Genomic DNA, 5,755 nt, shown 5'->3' with positions numbered 1-5,755 from the left:
TTGCTTGTATTACATGTAAGGAAGGGAGATTGTATGTAAGGAATCTGTACTCGTAATAGTATAAAACAAGCTACTATTGCATTATTAATCATAGTTGTATTTATAGGGGAACTGTAAATACATACAAATAAGTGGGTTTTTTTGATTTTAAAATTCTGAATTTTCATTTAAATCATTAGGGGGCAATGGTATGGTTAAATATTCGAAAATTTCTAAGTGGATTCTTGGTGTTGGACTAGTGACAATAACATGTAATGGTTTGCAAATTCAAGCAGAGACAAAAGAGAAAAATGTGAAGAACGTATTACAAATGGAGCCGGTAGGAATACAGAAATCTGTTGATGAATTGGCGCACCCTTCAAAAGTACAAGAAAATGAATCTTTTACAAAACGGTTAAAATTAGCGGATTTATCGCAGCGTCCACTAGCACCAACCGATAATATTAAGCCGTTAGCTGAAGAAAAAAAGTATTCGATGGCTGAGTTAAATCAATTAAATAATAAACAATTAACTGATCTTCTTGTGACAATTAAATGGTATCAAATTCCGGAATTATTTCAGTTTAATAGTGATAGTCTTAAATTCTATCAAGATGATAGCCGAATGCAAGCGATTATTAATAAACTAGCAGAACAAGGACAAGCTTATACGCAAGATGATTCAAAAGGGATTGAAACATTAGTAGAAGCTCTACGTGCAGCGTTTTATTTAGGTTTTTACCATGATGAATTAAGCAAACTAAATGAGCGTAGCTACCATGATAAATGTTTACCAGCTTTAAAAACAATTGCAAAAAATCCAAATTTCAAACTTGGTACATCAGAACAAAATAAAGTAATTGCATCATATGGAAAATTAATTGGAAATGCATCAGCAGATGTTGAAACGGTTTTATATGCAGGTGAAATTTTTAAACAATATAACGATAATCTTGCAACTTTCATTGAAGACCGAACAAAAGGAGACGCTATATATGAGTTGATGAAGGGAATTGACTTTGATATTCAGACGGATATGTACACGACTGGAAAAGAGCCAAAAGATACGATGTGGTTTCGAAATATTGATAACTTTATTAATGAAATAAATCGTTTTGCACTACTTGGTACAGTAACAAATAAAAACGGATGGTTAATTAATAATGGAATTTACTATGCTGGCCGATTGGGCAAGCTTCATAGCACGCCCACAAAAGGACAACAAGTTGTTACAGATGCAATGCGAATTTATCCATATTTAGGAGAGCAATACTTTGTTGCGGCAGAACAAATTACTACAAATTATGGAGGAATAGATGCGAACGGCAAAACTGTAAATTTAGATCAAATTCGAGAAGAGGGTAAAAAGAAATATTTACCGAAAACGTATACGTTTGATGATGGTGCAATTGTCTTTAAAGCTGGGGATAAAGTTAGCGAAGAGAAAATTAAACGTCTATACTGGGCGGCAAAAGAGGTGCGTTCTCAATTTTATCGTACAGTTGGTAGCGATAAACCACTTGAAAGTGGACATGCTGATGATGTGTTAACGATGGTTATTTATAATAGCCCAGATGAGTATCAATTTAATCGTCAACTGTACGGATATGAAACGAATAATGGTGGGATTTATATTGAAGGGACAGGGACTTTCTTTACATATGAACGTACACCAGAGCAAAGTATTTATAGTCTGGAAGAATTGTTCCGCCATGAATTTACGCACTACTTACAGGGAAGGTACGAAGTTCAGGGATTATGGGGCCAAGGGGAAATGTATCAAAATGAACGTTTAACATGGTTTGAAGAAGGGAATGCAGAGTTCTTTGCAGGTGCAACGCGATTAGATAGTGTAGTACCACGAAAAAGTATAATTGGTGGGTTATCTAATGATCCTGCAAAACGTTATACAGCATCACAAACATTAAATGCGAAATATGGAACGTGGGATTTTTATAATTATTCGTTTGCACTGCAATCATATATGTATAATAAGCGCCCAGAAATGTTCGATAAAGTACATGATTTAATTCGCGCAAATGATGTTTCAAGTTACGATGAATACCGTGCTACATTAAGCAAAGATAATAAGTTAAATGAAGAATATCAATCTTATATGCAAATGCTTATTGATAATCGTGATAAGTATACAATTCCACAAGTATCAGATGAGTATTTAACTCAGCATGATCCAAAATCGCTTTCGGACGTTACTTCAGATATTACGAATGAAGCGAAATTAAAAGATGTGAAAGTAACAAAGAATAAATCACAATTCTTTAATACATTTACACTACAGGGGACATATACAGGAAGTGCGGCTAAAGGAGAAGTTGAGGACTGGAAAGTGATGAATGAAACAACAAATGATATGTTGAAACGTCTTTCAGGAAAAGAGTGGACTGGATATAAAACATTGACTGCTTATTTTGTAAATTACCGTGTAAATAATGCTGGGCAATTTGAATATGATGTTGTGTTTAGCGGAGTGAACACGGAAGAAGGTACGGCTGTAGAAAAAGAACCAAATAATTCATTTGAAACAGCAAACCCACTATCTTTGAATATTTTGTTAAGAGGAACCTTGAGCGATCAAGATCAGGGGGATAAATTTGTTATTGATGTAAAGGATCAAAAAGATTTACAAATTTCTGTTACGAACGAACAAAATCTTGGATTGAACTGGGTATTATATTCTGAATCAGATTTAAATAATTATGTAGCTTATGCAACAAAACGTGATGGAAACAAATTGTTTGGAAATTATAATGCAAAGCCAGGGAAATATTACTTAAGTGTATATAAGTATGGTGATGGAACAGGGAATTATACGGTACAAGTAAAATAGTTTACTATAGTTTGTTTTGAAAGGCTACTTATTACATTTTTTAGCGAAATAAAGTATTTAATGTTAAACATTAAACTAATTCAACATATCCCTGTTCTAATTATAGAACAGGGATATGTGGGCTTTATATTTTTAAATTAAATAACCTCATTGGATTTTGATAAGAAAATAATTAATATAGATCTGAATTCTCATTCGTAAAGCATGTTTTAATCTTCTTAATGCTCTTTCATTTTTGTCTCAATGCTTGTTTTCAAATCAGTTGATACTTGATTGAAATACCCCAAAACGATCTCCCTAATATCATCGGATATAACTTTCAAATCACTAGCTAAGTTTTCGGCGAGATGTTCTTTTTCTATTGGCTGTAACTTCGTATAAAATTCACCAGCTTGTGTAAAGTCATCCTGTTTCGTTATAGAAGCTCTTTCAAGTTTACCTTCAACGTACCTTCCTTCACCGGTTGTAATTTGATTAGCAGGTGTCCAATCTTGCTGCTGGTTAATCGTTAATTTGCGAAATTCTGGACCAATTCTTCTTCTTTGTGAATCACTGTAAATGTTAGCGCGCCCTTGCAGCATTTTATCATCTGATAGTTCTGCACCATCCAGTAAATTAGAAGGAGAGAATGCGACTTTTTCTACTTGTTCCATAAAATTTTCAGGATTTTTATTTAATACCATTTTCCCGACTGGTATGAGAGGATACGTCTGTTCATCCCATACTTTTGTGTCATCTAAAGGATCATAAGAAAGGTGCGCTTCATCTTTCGGATCCATGAGCTGGACGTATAAACCATACTCCACTGGTTTACCATTTTCAATAGCATCATATAAATCTTTCCCGCTATAATCAGGATTTTCGGCAGCTAGTTTAATTGCTTCTTTACTAGTAATGTACTGTACACCTTCAAACGGGTACCAATGATACTTTACATACTTTCGATTACCTTCCGCATTTCTCCATACATATGTATTAACACTATGTCCTGGAATGTGGCGAAGACTTTTGGCCGTACCATTATTAGAGTATAAACGGACAACAAAATGAATAGATTCAGGTGCTTTAGCGACAAAATTCCAAAATCTATTAGGGTCTATTAAGTTATTTTTAGGTGAAGGCAATAATGCTTGAATCGTTTCAGGGAAACGCATCGGATCACGGACAGAAAAAACAGGAATGTGATTACATAAAAGGTCAAAAATGCCTTCTTTTGTATAAAATTTTGTAGAAAAACCGCGTACATTTCTAGCAGTATCCGGTGTTCCTTTCGTACTAACAGCTAACGAAAATCGCACCATAACAGGAACTTTCTCATTAGAATTTTGTAAAAAACTTAATTTAGTATGTTCAGACATCGAATATATCGTTTGAAAATAACCGAACGCACCAAATCCTTTTACATGAACAGGTCTTTCTAAAATTTTTTCATGAATAAATTCTTGTAACGTCTCGTGAAGTACACTATCTTGCTCTAGAACAGGTCCACGTGAACCAACTGTTTGTGAGTGAAGGGTAGCTTGTTCATTACGTTCGCCTTTTTTATTAAAGTGATTCCCTAGTAAAGATTGCCCCTGTTTATCATAGTTTTCATTCATCGATATAGCCTCCAAATTTATTTCGTCTATTGTTACTAAATATGATTTTATAATCTTGATTATGTATGATATGCAAAGTAGTAACAGACCGCTAGATGAAAAAAACGTGTATGTAGTGGACCTGTTGAAATAGAAGAAATTATGGAAAAATGAATATCGTGAAGAAAATTACTATTAAAATTTTAATCTGAAAAATGAATTTATACATGAGTTTATAGAGAATGAACAGAAATAAACAGGGAAAATAAATAGGAGGAATTTAACATGTCGGATTGGTTTCAATTAGATAAAGAATATATGATGTCTACGTATTGTCGTACGAAGGTTGCGATAGAAAGAGGAGAAGGATGTAAACTATATGATGTAGATGGTAAAGAGTATTTAGATTTATTTTCTGGCGTAGGAGTAAATGTATTAGGATACAATCATCCTAAAATTGTACAAACGACAATGGAGCAAATTACAAAATCGTTGCATCTGCCGTTTCATTTTTTAAATCCAGTTGCGATTGAATATGCAAAGAAATTAGTGGATTGCTCATTAAAAAACGGAAAGGTCTTTTTTACAAACTCTGGTACGGAAGCGACAGAAACAACTTTGAAATTAATTGATAAATATAGAGCTAATACGAATGAAGAACGTGAAGGAATTGTAGTGCTGAAGAATAGTTTCCATGGGCGTACGTTAGGGGCACTTCATTTTACGAGACAAGAAAGTGTATATCAAAATTTCCCTAAAACATCGATTCCTGTATATGAAGTAGAGCGCGAAAATATAGACCAATTAGAGGAGACTATTATTAAAGAAAAACCAATTGCGATTATGCTAGAGCCTGTTTTAGGAAGTGGAGGAATTTATCCTTTATCAAGTGAATATTTACATGGTGTTCAATATTTATGTGAAAAATATAATGTACTTCTTGTCGTTGATGAAGTTCAAAGTGGTATGGGTAGAACGGGAAAACTATTTGCTTATCAAAATTTTAATATTACACCAGATATTATTCAAATTGGTAAAGGAGCAGGAGGCGGGATACCGCTAGGAGGAATTATTGTAGGCAAAAAGTTATGTGATGTATTTTCACCAGGAGATCACGGGACAACGTTTGCTCATTCATCGATGGGAACGGCTTTAGGGTTAACGGTATTAAACACATTGATTGAAGATGGTTTAATGCACGAAGCGTATGAAACGTCACTATATTTAAATGATAAATTGCAAGAAATTCAGAAAGAAAACTCTTATTATATTCAGGAAGTACGTCATGCTGGTATGATGTTTGGAATTAGTTTAAATGATACAAATGAAAATGTGAAGAAATTACAGGTAG

General features: G+C 33.7%; 3 protein-coding genes. 2 read left to right on the top strand and 1 reads right to left on the bottom strand.

What is annotated here, in order from left to right; translation table 11 throughout:
- Nucleotides 1-190: 190 nt before the first annotated feature.
- Complete coding sequence (colA, locus tag ACQGSG_RS25835) at nucleotides 191-2,827, top strand: collagenase ColA (RefSeq protein ID WP_325843137.1); 2,637 nt, start codon at nucleotides 191-193, stop codon at nucleotides 2,825-2,827.
- Nucleotides 2,828-3,045: 218 nt separating this feature from the next.
- Here colA and ACQGSG_RS25830 read toward each other — a convergent pair whose 3' ends face one another.
- The gene (locus ACQGSG_RS25830) at nucleotides 3,046-4,425 is read right to left on the bottom strand and encodes a catalase (protein ID WP_214632027.1); all 1,380 of its coding nucleotides are present in this window, start codon (nucleotides 4,423-4,425) and stop codon (nucleotides 3,046-3,048) included.
- Nucleotides 4,426-4,689: 264 nt separating this feature from the next.
- Here ACQGSG_RS25830 and ACQGSG_RS25825 point away from each other — a divergent pair.
- A partial coding sequence (locus tag ACQGSG_RS25825; protein ID WP_426948332.1) for an aspartate aminotransferase family protein occupies nucleotides 4,690-5,755 on the top strand: 1,066 nt, incomplete at its 3' end.

Origin of the sequence: Bacillus sp. GMa5/1, assembly GCF_050172015.1 — a bacterium.
In the GTDB taxonomy this organism is placed as follows: domain Bacteria; phylum Bacillota; class Bacilli; order Bacillales; family Bacillaceae_G; genus Bacillus_A; species Bacillus_A cereus.
The sequence above is the reverse complement of the archived record's forward strand: the minus strand, read 5'-3'. Positions and strand labels throughout refer to the sequence as shown.